This window comes from Kitasatospora sp. NPDC034023 (assembly GCF_055575795.1).
On record NZ_JBVIRY010000018.1, the window covers coordinates 91,990 to 105,877 of the forward strand.

32 protein-coding genes are annotated in these 13,888 nt (G+C 68.5%); 8 read left to right on the plus strand and 24 right to left on the minus strand.

Features of this window, described 5'->3' with window-relative positions:
• Positions 1 to 114 precede the first annotated feature (114 nt).
• The 22 genes from ACZ52R_RS23555 to ACZ52R_RS23660 form a co-directional block, all read right to left on the minus strand.
• A complete protein-coding gene (locus ACZ52R_RS23555) occupies positions 115 to 1,119 on the minus strand; it encodes a DUF2637 domain-containing protein (protein WP_465754050.1) in 1,005 nt (334 codons plus the stop codon).
• A gap of 15 nt (positions 1,120 to 1,134) precedes the next feature.
• A complete protein-coding gene (locus tag ACZ52R_RS23560; protein WP_465754051.1) occupies positions 1,135 to 1,470 on the minus strand; it encodes a hypothetical protein in 336 nt (111 codons plus the stop codon).
• Between the two features lie 12 nt (positions 1,471 to 1,482).
• A complete protein-coding gene (locus tag ACZ52R_RS23565; RefSeq protein WP_465664132.1) occupies positions 1,483 to 1,689 on the minus strand; it encodes a hypothetical protein in 207 nt (68 codons plus the stop codon).
• A gap of 16 nt (positions 1,690 to 1,705) precedes the next feature.
• On the minus strand, positions 1,706 to 1,846 hold the full coding sequence (locus tag ACZ52R_RS23570) for a hypothetical protein (protein WP_465664131.1): 141 nt from the start codon (positions 1,844 to 1,846) through the stop codon (positions 1,706 to 1,708).
• A gap of 75 nt (positions 1,847 to 1,921) precedes the next feature.
• Complete coding sequence (locus ACZ52R_RS23575) at positions 1,922 to 2,107, minus strand: hypothetical protein (protein WP_465664130.1); 186 nt, start codon at positions 2,105 to 2,107, stop codon at positions 1,922 to 1,924.
• Between the two features lie 29 nt (positions 2,108 to 2,136).
• Positions 2,137 to 2,310: a hypothetical protein gene (locus tag ACZ52R_RS23580; RefSeq protein ID WP_465664129.1), complete on the minus strand. Its 174-nt coding sequence runs from the start codon at positions 2,308 to 2,310 to the stop codon at positions 2,137 to 2,139.
• 10 nt (positions 2,311 to 2,320) lie between these two features.
• Positions 2,321 to 2,527: a hypothetical protein gene (locus ACZ52R_RS23585; protein ID WP_465664128.1), complete on the minus strand. Its 207-nt coding sequence runs from the start codon at positions 2,525 to 2,527 to the stop codon at positions 2,321 to 2,323.
• A 19-nt stretch (positions 2,528 to 2,546) separates the two neighbouring features.
• A complete protein-coding gene (locus ACZ52R_RS23590; RefSeq protein ID WP_465754052.1) occupies positions 2,547 to 3,089 on the minus strand; it encodes a DUF6197 family protein in 543 nt (180 codons plus the stop codon).
• 92 nt (positions 3,090 to 3,181) lie between these two features.
• Positions 3,182 to 3,412 carry a hypothetical protein gene (locus ACZ52R_RS23595; protein ID WP_465754053.1) on the minus strand — a complete coding sequence of 77 codons (231 nt, stop codon included), beginning with the start codon at positions 3,410 to 3,412 and terminating at the stop codon, positions 3,182 to 3,184.
• A 275-nt stretch (positions 3,413 to 3,687) separates the two neighbouring features.
• Positions 3,688 to 3,900 (minus strand): hypothetical protein, encoded by a 213-nt coding sequence (locus ACZ52R_RS23600; protein WP_465754054.1) that lies wholly within the window; start codon positions 3,898 to 3,900, stop codon positions 3,688 to 3,690.
• Positions 3,901 to 3,950: 50 nt separating this feature from the next.
• A complete protein-coding gene (locus ACZ52R_RS23605; protein ID WP_465754055.1) occupies positions 3,951 to 4,430 on the minus strand; it encodes a hypothetical protein in 480 nt (159 codons plus the stop codon).
• Between the two features lie 89 nt (positions 4,431 to 4,519).
• Positions 4,520 to 4,735 carry a hypothetical protein gene (locus ACZ52R_RS23610; RefSeq protein ID WP_465754056.1) on the minus strand — a complete coding sequence of 72 codons (216 nt, stop codon included), beginning with the start codon at positions 4,733 to 4,735 and terminating at the stop codon, positions 4,520 to 4,522.
• Between the two features lie 134 nt (positions 4,736 to 4,869).
• Entirely contained in the window at positions 4,870 to 5,094 is a 225-nt protein-coding gene (locus tag ACZ52R_RS23615) for a DUF7739 domain-containing protein (protein WP_465754057.1), read from the minus strand.
• Positions 5,094 to 5,291, minus strand: a complete 198-nt coding sequence (locus tag ACZ52R_RS23620) for a hypothetical protein (RefSeq protein ID WP_465754058.1) — start codon at positions 5,289 to 5,291, stop codon at positions 5,094 to 5,096. Before ACZ52R_RS23620 ends, ACZ52R_RS23615 begins: the two co-directional genes overlap by 1 nt.
• A gap of 131 nt (positions 5,292 to 5,422) precedes the next feature.
• The gene (locus ACZ52R_RS23625) at positions 5,423 to 5,692 is read right to left on the minus strand and encodes a hypothetical protein (protein WP_465754059.1); all 270 of its coding nucleotides are present in this window, start codon (positions 5,690 to 5,692) and stop codon (positions 5,423 to 5,425) included.
• An 11-nt stretch (positions 5,693 to 5,703) separates the two neighbouring features.
• Positions 5,704 to 5,904: a hypothetical protein gene (locus ACZ52R_RS23630; RefSeq protein ID WP_465754060.1), complete on the minus strand. Its 201-nt coding sequence runs from the start codon at positions 5,902 to 5,904 to the stop codon at positions 5,704 to 5,706.
• 258 nt (positions 5,905 to 6,162) lie between these two features.
• Positions 6,163 to 6,339, minus strand: coding sequence for a hypothetical protein (locus ACZ52R_RS23635; RefSeq protein ID WP_465754061.1), 177 nt, complete (start codon positions 6,337 to 6,339; stop codon positions 6,163 to 6,165).
• 59 nt (positions 6,340 to 6,398) lie between these two features.
• Complete coding sequence (locus ACZ52R_RS23640) at positions 6,399 to 6,578, minus strand: hypothetical protein (RefSeq protein WP_465754062.1); 180 nt, start codon at positions 6,576 to 6,578, stop codon at positions 6,399 to 6,401.
• A 9-nt stretch (positions 6,579 to 6,587) separates the two neighbouring features.
• Complete coding sequence (locus ACZ52R_RS23645) at positions 6,588 to 6,809, minus strand: hypothetical protein (protein ID WP_465754063.1); 222 nt, start codon at positions 6,807 to 6,809, stop codon at positions 6,588 to 6,590.
• A 69-nt stretch (positions 6,810 to 6,878) separates the two neighbouring features.
• A complete protein-coding gene (locus ACZ52R_RS23650) occupies positions 6,879 to 7,223 on the minus strand; it encodes a hypothetical protein (RefSeq protein ID WP_465754064.1) in 345 nt (114 codons plus the stop codon).
• Between the two features lie 79 nt (positions 7,224 to 7,302).
• Positions 7,303 to 7,548 (minus strand): hypothetical protein, encoded by a 246-nt coding sequence (locus tag ACZ52R_RS23655; protein ID WP_465754065.1) that lies wholly within the window; start codon positions 7,546 to 7,548, stop codon positions 7,303 to 7,305.
• Positions 7,545 to 7,751, minus strand: coding sequence for a helix-turn-helix domain-containing protein (locus ACZ52R_RS23660; RefSeq protein WP_465754066.1), 207 nt, complete (start codon positions 7,749 to 7,751; stop codon positions 7,545 to 7,547). The genes ACZ52R_RS23655 and ACZ52R_RS23660 overlap by 4 nt, the downstream gene beginning before the upstream one ends.
• A gap of 151 nt (positions 7,752 to 7,902) precedes the next feature.
• On the opposite strand from ACZ52R_RS23660, the gene ACZ52R_RS23665 reads away from it, so the two are divergent.
• The 3 genes from ACZ52R_RS23665 (at position 7,903) to ACZ52R_RS23675 (ending at position 9,848) form a co-directional block, all read left to right on the plus strand.
• The gene (locus ACZ52R_RS23665) at positions 7,903 to 8,445 is read left to right on the plus strand and encodes a GntR family transcriptional regulator (RefSeq protein WP_465754067.1); all 543 of its coding nucleotides are present in this window, start codon (positions 7,903 to 7,905) and stop codon (positions 8,443 to 8,445) included.
• Between the two features lies 1 nt (position 8,446).
• Positions 8,447 to 9,256, plus strand: a complete 810-nt coding sequence (locus ACZ52R_RS23670) for a GntR family transcriptional regulator (RefSeq protein ID WP_465754068.1) — start codon at positions 8,447 to 8,449, stop codon at positions 9,254 to 9,256.
• 169 nt (positions 9,257 to 9,425) lie between these two features.
• A complete protein-coding gene (locus tag ACZ52R_RS23675) occupies positions 9,426 to 9,848 on the plus strand; it encodes a hypothetical protein (RefSeq protein WP_465754069.1) in 423 nt (140 codons plus the stop codon).
• 50 nt (positions 9,849 to 9,898) lie between these two features.
• Here the strand turns inward: ACZ52R_RS23675 and ACZ52R_RS23680 are convergent, their stop codons facing one another.
• Both ACZ52R_RS23680 and ACZ52R_RS23685 read right to left on the minus strand, forming a co-directional pair.
• Positions 9,899 to 10,426: a hypothetical protein gene (locus ACZ52R_RS23680; protein WP_465754070.1), complete on the minus strand. Its 528-nt coding sequence runs from the start codon at positions 10,424 to 10,426 to the stop codon at positions 9,899 to 9,901.
• Positions 10,423 to 11,571 carry a helix-turn-helix domain-containing protein gene (locus ACZ52R_RS23685; RefSeq protein ID WP_465754071.1) on the minus strand — a complete coding sequence of 383 codons (1,149 nt, stop codon included), beginning with the start codon at positions 11,569 to 11,571 and terminating at the stop codon, positions 10,423 to 10,425. The genes ACZ52R_RS23680 and ACZ52R_RS23685 overlap by 4 nt, the downstream gene beginning before the upstream one ends.
• Positions 11,572 to 12,038: 467 nt before the next feature.
• Between ACZ52R_RS23685 and ACZ52R_RS23690 the strand changes: the two genes are divergently transcribed.
• From ACZ52R_RS23690 to ACZ52R_RS23710, 5 genes are all read left to right on the plus strand, one after another.
• On the plus strand, positions 12,039 to 12,251 hold the full coding sequence (locus ACZ52R_RS23690; protein WP_465754072.1) for a hypothetical protein: 213 nt from the start codon (positions 12,039 to 12,041) through the stop codon (positions 12,249 to 12,251).
• Positions 12,248 to 12,442, plus strand: coding sequence for a hypothetical protein (locus ACZ52R_RS23695; RefSeq protein WP_465754073.1), 195 nt, complete (start codon positions 12,248 to 12,250; stop codon positions 12,440 to 12,442). Before ACZ52R_RS23690 ends, ACZ52R_RS23695 begins: the two co-directional genes overlap by 4 nt.
• 77 nt (positions 12,443 to 12,519) lie before the next feature.
• Complete coding sequence (locus ACZ52R_RS23700) at positions 12,520 to 12,657, plus strand: hypothetical protein (protein WP_465754074.1); 138 nt, start codon at positions 12,520 to 12,522, stop codon at positions 12,655 to 12,657.
• Positions 12,654 to 12,851, plus strand: coding sequence for a hypothetical protein (locus ACZ52R_RS23705; RefSeq protein ID WP_465754075.1), 198 nt, complete (start codon positions 12,654 to 12,656; stop codon positions 12,849 to 12,851). The genes ACZ52R_RS23700 and ACZ52R_RS23705 overlap by 4 nt, the downstream gene beginning before the upstream one ends.
• Positions 12,852 to 13,388: 537 nt before the next feature.
• Entirely contained in the window at positions 13,389 to 13,877 is a 489-nt protein-coding gene (locus ACZ52R_RS23710) for a hypothetical protein (protein WP_465664098.1), read from the plus strand.
• The last annotated feature ends 11 nt before the right edge of the window (positions 13,878 to 13,888 follow it).

Genomic DNA, 13,888 nt, shown 5'->3' on the forward strand with positions numbered 1-13,888 from the left:
CTTTGGGGGGTTGCGGCGGGGTGGGGAAGCGGGGGTTGGGCTGAGGGCAGGTGGCGTGCGCCCAGACTCGCTGGGCGCCGCCATCAGACCGTCAGACCGGGAGTACCGGACGCATCACAGGTAGCCGCCGGTGCCCTGCTGCGGTGCCGCAGACGATGCGCGGGACAACACGGTGCGTACATACGCCGCGTTCGTAGCGACGCCGTGCGGCGCCAGCGCATCAGCGATCTGCTGCGCCGTCGCATCGGGAAGCGCATCACGCATCGCCCGGACTGCAGCGGCCGTCGACAACACGGCGAAGTCGATATCGTGCGGCGACTCAATCGCCCCATCGGACGATGCGGGCGATGACACGGCCTGCGGCACGGTGATGATGCGAGGAGGCGCGTCACGGCGCTGACGTGCGACTTCATTGGGCGCATCATGCGCCACATCGGCCCGCGTTGGCCGGGGTGAAGCGGCGATGGCCTGTGGCTGCTGCAGCGTGATGACGATCTGCTGCGCCTCACCGCCGCGCGACGCGGTGATGCCATGATGCGGCTCGGTGGTGCGCTCCACGTGATGCGCGTCGTCCAGTGATGCGCCCGTATCGGCCTGCTTGTCGATGACGCTGAGGCGCGCACCGACGGTGCGGCGCATCACTTTGTGTGAGCGTCCGGGGAACAGGATCCAGGCGAGACCGGGGATCACTGGGAGTGCGGTGGGGACGCGACCCTGGCGACGGAGGGCCTCACGGTGCTCGTACCGGTGCCACATCTCGAAGGACAGTTCGGCGATCACGGGAGCGGCGGCGAGGATGACGCCGCCGACGAGGCCCCAGTGCTCAAGGCGTGCGTGGGTCCAGTTGACCCAGGAGCTGGTGCCGACCATGGCGAGCATGGCGAGCCGCGGGGCGAGGCCGCTGTCGGGACTGGCGGCGTACTTCTGAGAGAGCAGGGCGAAGAAGATCGCGGCGATGTCGAACATGCCGGCGCCGAAGATGGCGACCTGCTTGGGGGCGTGGAGGAGGACGGTGAGGAGGGTGTAGATGGACCAGGTGCCGACGGTGAGTGCTGCGCCCATGACGAGGAAGAGGGCGCCGCGGATGAGCTTGTCGGTCCCGCCAGTGTGCTCGTGCATGGGGTCCGGGCCTTTCTAGCGGTTGGTAGGTGGCTGGTCGGGGGCGATGGCGTGGGCTGTGGTGGTGAGGGCCCAGAGGATGGCGGTGGCGGCCATGCGGGTGGCGTGTGCTGCGCCGAGGAGGAGGGCGGCTGCGGTGGCGCGGAGCTGTTTGTGGTGGCCGTCGAGGAGGTGCGGGAGGTTGAGGCGCAGGGAGGCTGCGGCGAGGGCGAGGATGGCGTAGTGGGTGACGGCGGCGAGGAGGATGGTGGTGACCGCCGCCCCGGGGGTCTGGGTGGCGGCCAGGCCGGCGAGGGCGAGGCTGACGGTGGTGAGCGCGTGTTGTTCGGCTGGGGCGGCGGTGCGGGCCACTGGGGCCTCCTTTCAGGCGGGTTCGACTTCGCTGGCCTCGAAGCCGTAGGACTTGGGGTCGTGGGGCTGGCCGGGGTCCTGGAGCCCGTTGACGGAGACCCAGCCCTGGCGGAAGGCGGTTACCGTTCCGGTGCGGCCGAGGAAGCGGGTGGGCGCCTCGTGCTTGGCGAAGTTGTCGCGGGCGATCCGGACGCGGTCGCCCTTCTTGAAGGTGGCCATCGCGGGCTCCGATCGGCTACGGGGTGGTCAGGGCGTAGATGGTGGTGGCGGCCAAGAGCACGGCGAAGAGCACGAGTCCGGCGAGGATGCTGACGCGGAGGAGCTCGTCGCGGGAGTCGCGCTGGGCTTTCACGAGAAAGCGCAGGTAGTCCTTCATCGGGTGATCCTTCGGGTTGGACTCGGTCGGGGGCCGGGGGTGGCCGGCGCTACGTCGGCCACCCCCGGGGGTTGGTCAGTCCCTGTCGATGCGCCGGTACTCGACGCGCCCGTCGAGGTGGGTGGTGATGCGGACCGGGGGTTCGCGGGTCAGGTCGAGGATGTCGTCCTTGACTCGGTCGGCCTCGATCTCGGCCCTGACCTGGGCGTTGAAGGCCTCGGCCTCGCGGCGGCGCTCAGCAGCGGCCTTACGTCCGAACATTTCGATCTCCTCTGGTGGTCGGGTTGGGGTCAGTGCTTCTTGTCGGTGGGGCTGTAGTTGCGGCCGACGTTGATCACGGTCTGGCCGCCGTTGAGGGTGCCGAGGTTGACGTTGGTGCCGGTGATCGTTCCGGCCTGGGTGACGTGTCCGTTGACGGTCGCGTTGTCGTTGATGCCGTTGCCGGTCTGCTGGGTGTCGGTCATTCGGGGCTCCTTACTTCGTGGTGATGACGAGGTCGACCACGGTCCCGGGCACGCGATGCAGGGTGGCGAGGCCGGTGGCGAGCGAGCCGAGCGTGTGCGGGGAGGTGACCGTGTTGGTGCTGGTGTTGTTTCCCCGGTCGGTGTGGAGGGTCATCAGGTAGCGGCCGAGCGGGACGGGGGTGTTGGCTCCGTGGTGGCGCAGGGACATGGTGGCCATGGCAGTGGGGCCTTTCGGTTCAGGCTGCGGCGGCCCGCAGCAGGATGTGGACGTCGTTCTGGCGGGTGGTGGGGAGGTCGTTCCAGGTGTCGACGGGCACCGGGGTGCCCTGGTAGCCGAGGGCGTTGCCGATCAGCAGCCGGGCCTGCCAGGCGGTCGCCGGGGTGCCGTAGCCTGCAGCGAGTACGCGGATGTGGGCGCCGAGGACGCAAACGGCCCCGGTGTCGTCCCAGAGGCGGCCCTGAGTCCAGCCGTGCTGCCGGATGTAGCTGTCCATGAGCTGCAGGTACTGGCGGGCGGTGACCGGGACGGTCGGGCGCCGACGCAGGAGGCGGTCGGTGAGGGTTTGCACCGGGGCGGGGGCGTCGTGCCACCAGGGCGACGGTGCTTCGGGGCTGGTCCCGCGCGGCGTGCCGGTGTGGGCCTCGGCGATCGCTGTACGAAGCCGGGCACGCCAGGCCGGTGTGGGTGCGACGGTGGCGAGGTAGGCCTCGACCTCGGTGACCAGGAGCGGGCCGAGCAGCTCCGCGAGGTCGAGGTCGGTGTCGAGTACCGCGGTCATGTCGGTCCTCCTCCCTGGTCAGCAGGTGTGCGATATCTGCGGGTGGTGCGTGCCTCGGGGAGGTGTCGCACCCCCTCGCGGCCCGCGGTCCGTCAGACGCTGTTGTAGGTGCGCGGCCCCTGGGCGGACCAGATGACGGGCCTCCACCGCTCCGTGGCCCCTCCGGCCAGATCGTCCGCCCACAGCCGGGCGGCAGCCGCGTCGGTTTCCGGGTCGGGGTCGAAGACGCCGTCGTGGTAGCCGATTTGGCTGCCGCCGGTGGAGAGCAGCCAACCCCAGCGACGGTCCGGGCCGACGTTGCCGGAGACGAGGGTGTACGTCATCGGTCAGTCCTCTCGGGTGTGCTCGTGGTGCGGGGAAGGGGGTGCATGGGGGTGCTGGGGGCTCGGGCGTTCCGGCGAGCCGGGCGGGGGTGTGGTCGGGGCAGCACCAGCCCCCTGGGTAGAGGCGGGCCGGGCGGCCGCAGGGGGCGGGGGTGCCGCGCTTGTGGTGGGTGCAGGTGCCGGTGGCCGTGGCGGCCTCCTCGGGGTGCGAGGGCTGCGGGGAGTGCGAGGGGTGCGATGTGTGCGGTGCGTCGCACCCCTCGCGAAGGGGGGTATCAGGCCCGGGGCGAGCGGCCGGTGAAGATCATGTGCAGCGCTTCGATGCCGTACATCTCGCCCACGAGGTCGACGACGTCCTCCAGGCAGGACTCGTCGGCCGGGAACGGGACGCCGGCCTGTGCGGCGATCTCGTGGGTCATCGCACGGTCGAACAGGGCGTAAATCCGGGGCCACTCACTGTCGGCGACCGCGGTGATTTTGGTGGTCATCGGGAGTCCTCTCATGTGCGCAGCTACGGGACATCGGGGCTGGCGGCCGGTCAGGCTGCGAGGGCGGCGACGGTGGCCGGGTACTGGCGGCCCACGCGCTGTGTGAGGGACCGGTACTCGGGTGAGGCGTGGAGCCGCTCCAGCACCAGCGCGCCCATGCCACTCTCGACCTCAAGGTCACGCCGCAGGTCGAGGAGTACCTGGTCGAGGTGCGTCCACTGCTTCTCCAGCGTCAGGGGGCCGAGCTGCTTCCACAGGCCCCAGCTGGTGCTGTTACCGCCGCGGACCAGCCACTGGCCCGTGAGCGGGCCCGCCTTCGAGCGGCGGTCGAAGACGAAGGCGGAGTGGAGGGGGCGGCTGATCCGGCCGGCGTTGACGAGGTCCTCGCCCAGGGCCGGCAGCATCGTGTAGTACATGGCGTTCTTCTGGGCGGTGCGCGCCCACGTGTCGTGCTCCTCGCGGACCTCCCGCATCGCACGGTTGCCAGTCAGGCGGTCATCGATACCGCGGAACAGGGCGCGCAGGCTCATAATGGGTACTCCTGTCTGCTCAGTTGGGTTGATAGGGGCCCGGGGCGGCCGGCGTTGCTGGCAGGCTGTGCGGCCGCCCCGGGGCGAAATCAGATGACGCAGGCGTCGGCGTGGGCCTTGGCCTTGCGGCGGATCTGGTTGATGACCTGGTCGTCCCGATACCGGCCCATGTGCGTGCGGTCGCCCTGCTCGTTGCAGTTCCAGCACCACCAGAGGGCGTCATCACCGTTGCTCATGACATCCGTGGTCTTGCTCGCGTTGCCGCTGGTCGGGTACTTGGCGTACGTGATACCGAGGTTGGACATGTGGCGCTCCAATCAGATTGCGTTGACCGGCTGGCGGATCTCTTCTCGCCCCCGGGCGGTTAGGACCAGTGCCACACCGAGTTGGTGCGGCCGGCCTCGGCAGCAGCCGCGCCGAGTTCGTAGCAAGCGCCGCGCTACTGGCAGTCGGCGAACGGCGCCAGGGTTTTGAACGCCTCGCCCATGCGCCGGGCCTGCTCGGGCTGGATGTCGTGCGGGTCGCCGCTACCGCGGTTGAAGAGGCTCTTGACGGCCTCCCACTCGCGCCGGGGAGCGATCCGGGACAGGTACTCGCCAAGCTCAGCGTGCGCCGTGCAGGAACGGGTGCCGCCGGTCTGGTTGTGATCCCAGGACCAGCCCATCAGGCAGCCTGGCCGTTGTAGCGGTAGACGTCGACCTGGCCAGTGGGCAGGTGCAGCACCTGCTCCGCGAACGCCTTCACGGTCGTATCGTCGACGTCACCGTAGGTGTGGACGGGCTTGTACAGCGGGTCCCGGCCGTCAGGGTGACGCAGGATCAGGTGGGCGGGCTCACCGATGAGCTTGTCGATGGCGGTCATGACGCTTTCCTCTCAAGCTAGTTGGTGTGGATCTCAGTGATGTGCGTGGACGCGGCGACCCTCGTGGTAGCGACGACATCCCAAAGGACCGTCCACCCCTCGCCGACGCTCGTGCGGCAGGACCTCGGGCTTCACCCGCGGGTCTCCTCAACGTGCCGGTCCGCGAAAACCTCGGCCTCGTCCATCGCGGCGAGGAAGCTGCCACGGTCCACACGCTTGGGGGCGGTAGAGAGACCGCAGCTGCACGTCACCCAGACATCGGACCTGCTGTCCGACAGGTCCCGGCTTCGCAGAATGGCGGTGTGACTGGGGCCGTAGGCCTGGAACACAGCGGAGATCGTGGCGGGGTCCGGCAGGTCGGCCGGCCAGCGACCCGTGGGCATCATGTACGGCGACAGCATGATGGTTCCCTTCAGACAGCGGCCGGGTAGCGGTCGCCCGCACCGAGCCGGTGGTAGAGGTCGGTCGCACGGGCGTCAACCGTGTGGTCGAGGTCGTCGAGGACCGCATCGACCGCGGCCTCACGCTCCGCCGCCGTCGCGTCCGGCCGCAGCCGGCCGAGAGCGATCTCGACACTGACGATGCCGTCGTAACGCTCCTGCATCGTGGCCATGAGAGTTCACCTTTCAGAACTGGGAGGCGGCCCGGCGGACCGCCTCGACGGTGCCGAGCGGGGAGTCCTCCAGGGCAAACACATCCGCGCTGGGGACTGCGGCAAGCATCCGGGCCGCGTGGGTGACGCATCCGAAAGCGTGGGACGGGGTCTTCCTGCAGGTGACGTAGGCGACGACCGGGCCGTCGCAGTCGGGCTGCGCCTGGCGGCTGCGGTCCGCAGCGGCCCGGGCCGCGTCACAGAACGTGCGGCCGGCACTCACTTCTTAGCCAGCGGGGTGTCGAGGTTGGCCCGGAGCAGGGCGGCCAGCTCACTGCCGTCGGTGGTCCGCGTGTCGAACCGGTCCGTGACCTCCTTCAGGATCTTCTGGCAGGTCGCGTCGTCACCGGCGCGGCGGGCGGCGCGGGGGGCGTCGGCGGTCTCGTTGGGTCGCATCGGATCTCCTTGCGGGGTTGTCGTGGGCGAGGTGCGCCTCTGTCGTGAGCGGGTGCCGGTCAGGAGTTGCGGATCTCGTTGGCGGTGGCGCGGCAGTTGGCGGCCCAGATGCGGCACTGCTCGGCGCTGGCCGGGTCGCCCTGGTTCTCGTGCTCGCTGGCCAGGGCTTCGCGGGTGTTGGCGGCGGTCTCGTAGGACGTGGCGACGGCGGTGCGGTGTGCGGGGGTGAAGCCGGGCATGACGGTTCCTCAGCTGGTGTGGGTGGGGAGGGCGCGGCATTGCTCGGCGTGGGACTCCGCCCACTGGCGGACGGTGAAGGCGTAGTCCGGGTTACTCCACTCGTCGCCGCAGCCCCGGCACTGGGCCTTGCCACCGCCCTCGATGAGGTCGACCGTGATGTCCGGGTTGGCGAGGGCGACTCCGGCGACGGTGAGGTAGCGGGCGATGGTCTCGGTGGTGGCGCCGGTCATGGCTTCTCCTGAGGCATGGGCATGTCAGTGGCTTGGTTTTGGCGATTCCGGGGGGCGGGTGGGGCGGGGTCAGAGGCGGTGCGGCCAAGGGTCGTCGATGCAGTGAAAGCAGTTGTGCTCGCCGTTCCCCCAGGTGCCGTGCACGGTGCAGTGCCAGTCGGGGCTGTCGGTGCCCGCCTCTTCGAGGAGGTCGACGAAGCGGATGCCGTCCGCAGCGGTCACGCCGGCCAGAATCTCGGCAAGCTCCCGGCCGCTCACGCGCTCCGACTTGAGGCACCGCAACAGGTCCCGCTGCGCCACCAACTCGTCAGCGATGGACTTCCGTTCGGCCGGGTCGCCGGCGGCGGCAACAGATGCCTCGGAGGTCTCCGCGATCTGGCTCTCCAACAGGGCGATCTGCTCGTCGACGTTCACTGCGGCTCCTTCTCGGTCGGGTCGATCGGTTTCCTCGGCTTCGGGATCTTCGGGATCACTGGCCGGTTGTCCCAGTCGCTCACTTCGACGGCTGCGGGTTCGGCAGGGGCGGCAACGGGTCGTGGCCGTAACCACCGTTCGTCGAGTGGTCACCGCCACCGTCTCCGTTGGCGAAAGCGCGGTCGGGGATGGGCATGGGGTCCTCCTTGAAGTGGCGCTGACCGATGTCCGGCGCGCCGAAAGCAGGGGCAGGGCGAGAAGGCTGCGGGCCAGGCTCGACAGGATCGAGGCCGTCCCACAGGCGGTCGTGGGTGCCGGCCATCACGCGGCCTGCCTGAGGCGGTGCTCGTTCTCGATGGCGATCACGTGGGTCTCGTCGATCTCGATCGAGCCGCGGATGTTGCGCTTGGACTTGACCGCGGTGGGCTTTCTCTTGCGGGTGGCCGGAAGGACGTCGTCGTCGACCCACCGATAGACGGTGGACGGGCTGACGCCGAGGCGGTCGGCCACCTCCTTGACGGTGAGCACAGATGTCTCCGGAGGGGTTGTTTGGTGTCTTCCAACGCTTGAACCTTACCGCCTTACCGCATTGGAAGCAAGGGATGCCCGCTGTACTACTTTTCTTGAACGGATATAAGGCGCTACCGTGGAGCACCTAGACGAGGACTGGGGGTGTGGCGTGACCAGCGCAAACGGTCAATGGGTCAGTGACTCCGCCGGCTACTTGCGACCGCAGACCGGGGCAGACGCTTGGACGCAAGAGGCCGAAGCGCGGGGCGGCGTCGGTGGCCAGCACCTACTCGGTGCCGACCTGACTCAGGCGCCGGTCTACGTAGCCCACGCGCTCTGCCTCGGTCCCGATGCGAGTGCAATTCGCCGACGTCGGCTGATCACCTTCAATGGGCGGCCGGTAGAACTCGTCGACTCCTGGTATCCACTCGGGGTGGCTGCCGACACGCAGCTAGCAGAGTTCCGGAAGATCAAGGGGGGCGCCGTGACGCTCCTCGCGGAACTCGGGTACCGAATCGCTTCTGTGACCGAAGATGTCGAGAGTCGTCTTGCAGAGCCAGCCGAGACGGCACTGCTGGAGCTAGGCGGAGGCGAGCCAGTGCTCGTGCAGACTCGCACTGTCTGCACTGCCGATGGAGTGCCATTTGAGGTTTGCGTGATGGTCACGCCCGGCAATGAGCGCCGGCTTCGTTACGAAATGAAGGTCGACTGAGGTGGGATTGCGAAAGGCTCCTGGGGAGCGGAAGCGGGCTGTCGAAGGAGACCTGCGCGCAGCAGGTCAGCGCATCGCTGCGGACATCCGAGACCAGATCCTCTCCGGCGACATCAAGCCGGGTGACGATCTCCCGTCCATCAGTGAACTGTGCGGGAAGTTCGGTGCATCCATCACCGCGGTGCAGAACGCCATGCGTGCCCTGAAGGACGAGGGGCTCGTCATCACCAGCAAGGGCAAGCAGACCAAGGCCCGGGAGGGCCGCATGCGAGTGATGCGGCCAGCAGACTTCTTTGCACCGGCTGAGCCGGGCCAGCCCTACCGCTGGATCGCGGAAGCCCAGCAAAAGGGCATGACTGCAGCAAGCGAACTGCTCGACGTCGAGGAGGTTGTTCCGCCAGCATCCGTGGCCGAAGCGCTGGGGATCGCGCAGGGCGAAACCGCCATGCTGCGCCGACAGCTGCTGAAGCTCGATGGCGAACCCGCAGAGCTGGTGGAGAACTACTACCCGATGGACATTGCCCGAGGGACTCCCATCGCGGAAGGGAAGAAGGTCAAGGGAGGAGTGCCGACGCTGCTTGCCGAGATGGGCTTCCCGTTCCGGCGGTCGGTTGACCGCGTCTCGGCGCGCACGCCCACTGCGGACCAGGGCGTGTACCTGAAGATGCCGGTGGGTGAGCTTCCCGTGCTTCGCACCTTCCGGACAGTCTTCAGTGACAATGACCGGGTCATCGAGGTGACCGTCATGGCCAAGGCTGGGCACCTGTACGAGCTGCAGTACGAGATCGCGGGCGACCAACTTCCACATTGAGGAAGGCCTCCTGGAGTCCACGACCCGGAGCTACTGGCGGAAGGGCGAACGCCTGGCTCCGCGCAAGTCAAAGCCCCTGCCAGGGGTACTTCGACGTCGACTGTCGCTGACTCTGCCGCGCTTGGTTTCCCGGTACGGTGGACTCACCCCCGCCTCAGAAGGAACGTTCATGCGCCCCGCCCGTTTTCAGCAGCTGCTCCTCGACGCCGCGTCGTCCCTGCCGGGCGCGGCCGCGAAGACCTTCGCCGACACCGGCAACACCAGGTATCCGTTCGGCGTCGTCGTCGAGGCCGGCGGCCGGACCACCAACTGGCAGATCGTGGTCATGAGCGCCCCCGGCGAGAAGTGGGGCGACCATCCGGACCCGGAGCCGGTGCTGGGGGAGAAGCCGGCCGGGCCTGCGATGCCAGCCGAGCTGAAGGACCTGGCCGCGGTCGAGCAGGGGCTCGTCGCCGCTCTGCTGGCCGCCGACCGGGGCGAGATCGCCGCCGTTGAGGTCTACTCGGCGCAGCCCGCCCCGCCGGCCGTCGGTCACGGCGCGACGATCGACCTGCGCGACGGGTCGCGCGCCTTCATCAACCACGTCCGCTGAACACGCGACTGCGGCCCGCCCAGAGTCTTGGGCGGGGCGCAGCGGTGTTCTCAGCGCATCAGCTCGTCTGGGCTGGCCGGCATCCGGAGGCGCCGGCCGTTCGCCGCCATCTGCTGCAGGAGAGCGAACCCGTCTCTCTTGGAGACGATGAACCCGACGCAGGCGATCGCCATCACGTCCTTGGTCCGCAGAGTCGGGATCCCGCGGATCTCGGCGAGGCGCAGTGAAGCGCTGTCGTCGCTGATCCAGGTGGCGCCTTTGAACTCCAGCTCGGTGCTGATCACGTGGAGCGTCTCGGACTCCCCGAGATGCTTGAGCGGATCCGATGGGCTGCCGAAGAACACGCCCTGCCGGATCCGCTCGACTGCGTCCGGGTCGTCGACTTCGATCGGCTCCCCGAGCCAGCGGGTCATATCGGGAGGGTCAAGGGCCGGCAGAAACCGGGATGATCGTTTCGCTTCGTACGCTACTGCTTCCGTCCAGCGGCCCCGGCCACTCAGCACCTGTTCCAGGATGTCGAGCCTGGAGACGGAGGCGAAATTGCACAGGACCGTGTTGTCGGGAAAGCAGATGATCATGGGTTGAACGCGAGCTCCGTTCCGGGATCGGACGGCGCCGCCTGCTGCTGCTCGGACTCGGGTGGGGCGGGCTCCAGGAACTCCAGGAGCTCGTCCGGGTCGAGGCCTAGGAGGGCTGCCAGCGGCCGGACTGTCGTATCACCCGAAGCATATGCCTTGATCGCTAGCTCTGTTAGTCGTCGAGGGTTCCAACCCCGTTGGCTGCGACGGGTGTTGATCATATGTTGCTCTAGCGCCCCAGCAGCCCGCGCTGACTCGGCCGTCAACATCGAGCCCCACTGGCGCCGCTGATCGGCAGTCAGAACGCCGAGCACCTTCAGTCGGGTCGCCATCGCACTCGGCGATACGCGGTACTTCCAGGCCAGATCGACCACCAGGTCAACCCCCGGCGCGCGGCCGCCCGCGTCGTCCAGCACGGAATCGCGCGGCATCAGGAACTCCGCCGCGAACGCATTCGCCTGGACCTCCATGGCCGCCGTCGACCGGCCCGGCTGCACCTTCTCGACCACCGCCTCGTCGCGCGCGTCACCTGCCAGGATGTGCCCCAGCTCGTGGGCGAGCGTGAACCGCTGGCGTGTCCACCGGCTGGACTTGGCGACCAGGATCAGATCGAACGCATCGGTCGACCAGGACAGGCCGTCCAGCTTGTCGGGAAGGTCGACCCCCGCGATCTCCACCCCGAAGGCCTCCTCGAAGTGGCCGGCCAGGTTCTGGGTGGAGAGGGTCCACGGGGTGGCGCCCAACGCCTTCAGTGCAGCCTGCGCCAGCGGCGCACCGGCCGCGCCGGCCGGGCGGCTGGACATCCGCCTCGGCAGCTCATGCCCGATTCTCGCCAGGGCGTCGATCACCTGCTCGTAGCGGCCGAGTAGGGCGCGCACTTCGTCGGTGGTGGCTTCGCAGGCGGACGCCTTGCGTGCGGCTGCGCCCAGTGCGGTGCGCGGCTCGGTGCCGCGCAGTAGCCAGTCGACGGTCCTGCCGGCGTAATCGGCGATGAGTGCTAGTTCAAGGGAGGTGAAGCGGCGTTTCCCGCCAAGTGACTTCGACAGCTTGTCTGGGGAGATTCCAATGCGTTCTGCCACGGCGCCCTGGGTCTCACCCGCTGTGCCGATGACCTGACGCACGCGTTCAATCAGTCCGGCATCCATGCTGTGACCGTACAGTCGCGTTGCGAGAATCGCAATCGACATGACCAGGTTGTGACCTGCGGTTCACCTGCCCGGGTGAGCCCGTGTCGCTTGCTGACCGCAAGGCTTCGCTTTCGCTCTGACCTGGGCAAACGTGGCGCGTCCCCGCATTTGCCGGGCAGGGGTGGGCGAATGGAAACGTCGGGCGCCCAGTCATTGGTTCAGACCAGTCCGGGGATCTACCTTCGATCGACATCGGACATGGGTCGCCGCATCCGCAGGCGGGTCTGCCGGGGTGGGGTGTCGGCCGAGCCTTGGGTTCACCGCAAAGGCGATTCCCGTCTTCTTGCCTTGTATCCATACCGCATAGGCGGTAATGTCTGGAGCGTTCGGAAACGCAAACGGCCCCGCCGAAGCGAGGCCGTTCCAATCCCCGTGCGCGCCACATGGCCTAGGAACCCCGGCGCACACAGACCGGAGACTCCATCATGGCATCCTCCATCGCCGTTCCCAAGCCCGCCCCGGCCGCTCTGGCCGGCCTCCTCCCCGACGACGCCCCGCACCCGCTGCGCTTCCAGCGCTTCGGCACCGGCGTGATCGCCGCGTACTCGCCGGCGCAGATCGACCGCAAGGACGCCTGGTCCGTCCTGACCGGCCTGTTCGGTGACCTCTTCGACGTCACCCCGGCGGTGGCCCGATGATCGCCGTCACTGTGGCCCGGCCGACCGAGAACCTGGCCGTCGCCCGCACGCCCCTGATCGAGCGCGGAAGCGCGGGTGCCTACTGGCTGGCCCTCCGCGCGAAGAGCGTTGGTGACGCCCACGGGGCGTTGCTGTTCGCGAAGCGCTACCTGCGTGCGCTGGCTAACGGCAACGTGGGGGAGGCGCTGTGACCGCCGCTGCCATCGCCGACCGGCCGCGTGTCACTGCTGGCCTGGTCCCGGTTCGTCTGCCGGAGGGCGGGTCCCGGATGCGTTCGACGTGGATCGCGCCGGACCAGGTCGTCGTCGGCTTCGACCCGCGGTTCCTGACCGCCGAGCTGGTCGTCATGGTCCTGCAGTCGGTGCACGGCGATGCCGTCACGTTCGTCGAGGGGGTGCCGGCGTGAAGCTCCTCCAGTCGCTGCACGAGAGCCAGCGGGGCGCGTCGGACCGCATCGTCGCCACCGCGGACGACGCCCGGAAGCTGGGCTTCGAGAACGTGGAGACGCACTACGAGCCGCAGACGGGTCACCACACGGTGACCGGTGATCTGCCGGCGGCGTCGGCGCAGCGGACGATCGACCGGATCCTCGGCCGCTGACATCCCTTGTGGGCCGCCCCACTGCGGGCGGCCCCATTCTCTTTCACCTTCACGTCCAGCTGGAGAAGCCGTGTACCTGCGTACCCCCGTACCCGCATCGGCGGTGTCGTGATGGGGATCAAGCTGGTCGAGGAAGTCATGGACTTCGCCCCGGACTCGTTGACGACTGGGGAGTGGAAGGGGTTGCTGGTGTTGGCGCGGGACGCCAACGACATGACACGTCGGACGTTCACACCGGTCAACGACCCGGTGATTCTTCGCCGCGTGAGGATGAAGCCGGCAGCGTGGTCGAACCTGCGGAGTGCACTGATCCGCAAGGGTGTGCTGGAGGTGGTGACCGCTGGGGTGAAGGGGCGGACTGCGACGTATCGGATCCCCGTCCTGGCGCCCCGGATTCCTCATCCATCAGATGAAGAATCCGGTGATCTTCACCCAACAGATGAAGCATTGGACGGGATTCCTCACCCGACGAATGAAGCATCGTGCGCGATGCCTCATCCAACAGGTGAAGCAAACCCCGAATGCTTCATCCAACAGATGACCCCTACTCCTCCTTACTCCTCAACTACCTCCTCCTCCAGGGAGACCGCGCCGAGCGAGCCCTCGCCGCCAACCCTCCCGAACGGCCCGGAGGAGGAGGACTCGAACCAAAACCTCAACCGAGCCCGGCTTCTCCTCGGCCGCCTCCCGGGGCCCTGGACCCTCGGCCCCCTCGACGCCCGGAGCCTGGCCCCCCGCCTCGCTGCTACGGCACAGCGCCTCGGCTGGAAGCTCGACGACCAGCTCGTTGCCGAGCTGTGCACCAACCCCAACGGCATCACCAACCCGGCGGAGGTGCTCGCCAAACGGCGCATCCCGAACCTCCGCCCCTACGCCGAGGTCCACGGCCGCCGCGGCAGCCTCCCGCCGGCGTGCGGCACCTGCCTCGACAACAACCCGCACGCGGCCCACAACCCCCGCTGGCGCACCCGCAGCGGGCAGCCCTGCCCGGCCTGTCACCCCAACGTCCACGCCAGCGCGGCCTGACCCTCCAGGAG

Coding starts and splice junctions, on each gene's coding strand:
- ACZ52R_RS23555 (WP_465754050.1), bottom strand. CDS start 1,119: ATGCACGAGCACACTGGCGGGACCGACAAGCTCATCCGCGGCGCCCTC.
- ACZ52R_RS23565 (WP_465664132.1), bottom strand. CDS start 1,689: ATGGCCACCTTCAAGAAGGGCGACCGCGTCCGGATCGCCCGCGACAAC.
- ACZ52R_RS23570 (WP_465664131.1), bottom strand. CDS start 1,846: ATGAAGGACTACCTGCGCTTTCTCGTGAAAGCCCAGCGCGACTCCCGC.
- ACZ52R_RS23575 (WP_465664130.1), bottom strand. CDS start 2,107: ATGTTCGGACGTAAGGCCGCTGCTGAGCGCCGCCGCGAGGCCGAGGCC.
- ACZ52R_RS23580 (WP_465664129.1), bottom strand. CDS start 2,310: ATGACCGACACCCAGCAGACCGGCAACGGCATCAACGACAACGCGACC.
- ACZ52R_RS23585 (WP_465664128.1), bottom strand. CDS start 2,527: ATGGCCACCATGTCCCTGCGCCACCACGGAGCCAACACCCCCGTCCCG.
- ACZ52R_RS23590 (WP_465754052.1), bottom strand. CDS start 3,089: ATGACCGCGGTACTCGACACCGACCTCGACCTCGCGGAGCTGCTCGGC.
- ACZ52R_RS23595 (WP_465754053.1), bottom strand. CDS start 3,412: ATGACGTACACCCTCGTCTCCGGCAACGTCGGCCCGGACCGTCGCTGG.
- ACZ52R_RS23600 (WP_465754054.1), bottom strand. CDS start 3,900: ATGACCACCAAAATCACCGCGGTCGCCGACAGTGAGTGGCCCCGGATT.
- ACZ52R_RS23605 (WP_465754055.1), bottom strand. CDS start 4,430: ATGAGCCTGCGCGCCCTGTTCCGCGGTATCGATGACCGCCTGACTGGC.
- ACZ52R_RS23610 (WP_465754056.1), bottom strand. CDS start 4,735: ATGTCCAACCTCGGTATCACGTACGCCAAGTACCCGACCAGCGGCAAC.
- ACZ52R_RS23615 (WP_465754057.1), bottom strand. CDS start 5,094: ATGGGCTGGTCCTGGGATCACAACCAGACCGGCGGCACCCGTTCCTGC.
- ACZ52R_RS23620 (WP_465754058.1), bottom strand. CDS start 5,291: ATGACCGCCATCGACAAGCTCATCGGTGAGCCCGCCCACCTGATCCTG.
- ACZ52R_RS23625 (WP_465754059.1), bottom strand. CDS start 5,692: ATGCTGTCGCCGTACATGATGCCCACGGGTCGCTGGCCGGCCGACCTG.
- ACZ52R_RS23630 (WP_465754060.1), bottom strand. CDS start 5,904: ATGGCCACGATGCAGGAGCGTTACGACGGCATCGTCAGTGTCGAGATC.
- ACZ52R_RS23635 (WP_465754061.1), bottom strand. CDS start 6,339: ATGCGACCCAACGAGACCGCCGACGCCCCCCGCGCCGCCCGCCGCGCC.
- ACZ52R_RS23640 (WP_465754062.1), bottom strand. CDS start 6,578: ATGCCCGGCTTCACCCCCGCACACCGCACCGCCGTCGCCACGTCCTAC.
- ACZ52R_RS23645 (WP_465754063.1), bottom strand. CDS start 6,809: ATGACCGGCGCCACCACCGAGACCATCGCCCGCTACCTCACCGTCGCC.
- ACZ52R_RS23675 (WP_465754069.1), top strand. CDS start 9,426: ATGCGCCCCGCCCGTTTTCAGCAGCTGCTCCTCGACGCCGCGTCGTCC.
- ACZ52R_RS23680 (WP_465754070.1), bottom strand. CDS start 10,426: ATGATCATCTGCTTTCCCGACAACACGGTCCTGTGCAATTTCGCCTCC.
- ACZ52R_RS23685 (WP_465754071.1), bottom strand. CDS start 11,571: ATGGATGCCGGACTGATTGAACGCGTGCGTCAGGTCATCGGCACAGCG.
- ACZ52R_RS23690 (WP_465754072.1), top strand. CDS start 12,039: ATGGCATCCTCCATCGCCGTTCCCAAGCCCGCCCCGGCCGCTCTGGCC.
- ACZ52R_RS23695 (WP_465754073.1), top strand. CDS start 12,248: ATGATCGCCGTCACTGTGGCCCGGCCGACCGAGAACCTGGCCGTCGCC.
- ACZ52R_RS23700 (WP_465754074.1), top strand. CDS start 12,520: ATGCGTTCGACGTGGATCGCGCCGGACCAGGTCGTCGTCGGCTTCGAC.
- ACZ52R_RS23710 (WP_465664098.1), top strand. CDS start 13,389: ATGACCCCTACTCCTCCTTACTCCTCAACTACCTCCTCCTCCAGGGAG.